This window comes from Geminocystis sp. CENA526 (assembly GCF_050753365.1).
In the GTDB taxonomy this organism is placed as follows: Bacteria; Cyanobacteriota; Cyanobacteriia; order Cyanobacteriales; family Cyanobacteriaceae; genus Geminocystis.
The window spans coordinates 1-1,921 of record NZ_JBLZFY010000237.1 but is presented as its reverse complement, the minus strand read 5'-3'; the positions used below and the strand labels follow the sequence as shown (position 1 = coordinate 1,921).

1 protein-coding gene is annotated in these 1,921 nt (G+C 33.7%); it reads left to right on the top strand.

What is annotated here, in order from left to right; translation table 11 throughout:
- The first annotated feature begins 261 nt into the window (after positions 1–261).
- Positions 262–1,830 (top strand): lysine--tRNA ligase, encoded by a 1,569-nt coding sequence (lysS, locus tag ACN4EE_RS23015; protein WP_431708843.1) that lies wholly within the window; start codon positions 262–264, stop codon positions 1,828–1,830.
- The last annotated feature ends 91 nt before the right edge of the window (positions 1,831–1,921 follow it).

Below are 1,921 nucleotides of genomic sequence, written 5' to 3'. Positions count from 1 at the left end.
TTTTTTGCTTCCAGATTTCAGGTAATAATAATAAATCTTGAAATAATCAATTTATGATAGTAAATTATCAAAACTCATTACTTATTACTCTTTACTCATTACTTTCTTTTAAACAAAAATTTGACAATGAAACAGCCCTGCCCCTCTCCCCTCTTATCTTCATCATTTTATAGTTCACTTAGGTTAAACTTCTCCTCATCAGTACCAGAAGTGAGTATAATAAAAAGTTTATAGTTTAATTGATATAAGAGAAAGTAAATTATGTTTTGGGCGGATAAAATAGCCGAGTCATCGCAACAGCCAGAGTTAGTAAACGATTCCAAAACTCCTTCAGGTAGAGTTCATGTTGGTTCAGTCAGAGGAGTTATTATTCATGATGTTATGTATCGTGCCTTAAAAAGACTAGGAAAACCCGTTAAATTCACCTATGGGGTGGACGATTATGATGCTTTAGATACAGTACCCCATTATTTAGATAAAGAAAAATTTGCCCCCTATTTAGGCTATCCTCTTTGTAATGTACCCTCTCCTGATGAATCTGCTCCTGATTATGCTAAGTATTTTATGGGGGAATTTCTTGAAGTTTTCGAGTATTTAGGTGTAAAAGCGGAAATTTATTATTTAAGAGACTTATATCGCAGTGGCAAATTAAACTCTTACATTGATACGTTTCTACGTCACGCTAAAGAAGTTCGAGAAGTATATAAAGAAGTTAGTAAAGCCGATCGACCCGATAACTGGTATCCTTTTCAGATAATCTGCCCTAATTGTGGCAAAATTGCGACTACTACTGTGACAGACTATGACGGCGAAAAAGTTTTTTACACTTGCAAGGAAGACGCTACAGACTGGGTAAAAGGATGCGGTAGTGAAGGTTGGGTATCTCCTTTTGATGGTAACGGTAAATTGCCTTGGAAAGTGGAATGGGTGGCTAAATGGGATTTAGTCGGTGTTACGATGGAAATGGCAGGAAAAGATCACTCTCAAAAAGGTGGTTCTCGTGATGTAGCCAATGGTATTTGTCGTAAAGTTTTGCATAAAAAACCGCCCTTCCATTCTCCTTATGAATTTATCTTAGTCAATGGTACAAAAATGAGTTCTTCTAAGGGTGTTGGCTCAAGTGCCAAAGACATGGCAGATTTATTACCACCTGAATTATTGCGTTTTTTAATGTTAAGAACTCAGCCAAAAACTGTCATTAATTTTGCTCCTAATTATGAAACGATTACCCGTTTATTTAGGGATTATGATAATTTATTAAATGAGTATGCTAAAAAGACTGAAAATAATGAAACTATTGAGTTAGATAAAACTTTATTACCTCTTTTTTATGCTCAATTAGATGAAGAAATTAAGCCTTTTTATACCTTTGATATAAGTACAATTATTTCTCTTTTACAAGTACCCCATTTAGATTTAAAACAGGAAATTATTAATAGATCAGAACGTCCTTTAAATGATTATGATTGGGAAAAAATTAACCAACGTATTGCGGTAGCGAAAAACTGGTTAGAAAACTATGCCGATGAAGAAGAAAAACTGGTGATTTATTTCGATCGAATCCCAGAAATTACCGCTAATTTAACCGATGAACAAAAACAATATTTAGGAACATTAAAAGACGTTTTAAGCACTGTGGAAAAATGGGAAGGAGAAGAATTGCAAACGGCTTTATTTACTGCGACTAAACAATTAGGAGTTAGCCCTAATGTTGCATTTCCTGCGGTTTATTATACTTTTCTAGGTAAAGAAAAAGGACCAAAAGCGGGTTATTTATTCTCTTATTTAGATAAAGAATTTGTCTTGAATCGTTTAGCTGAAGTCATTTAGATAATAACAAACAAAAAATAAGCCAATGGTAATTAAAATTGGCTCTCCTACTTTAAGTATGATAAATTATGTCTAAAAAAAGGTGTCAGGT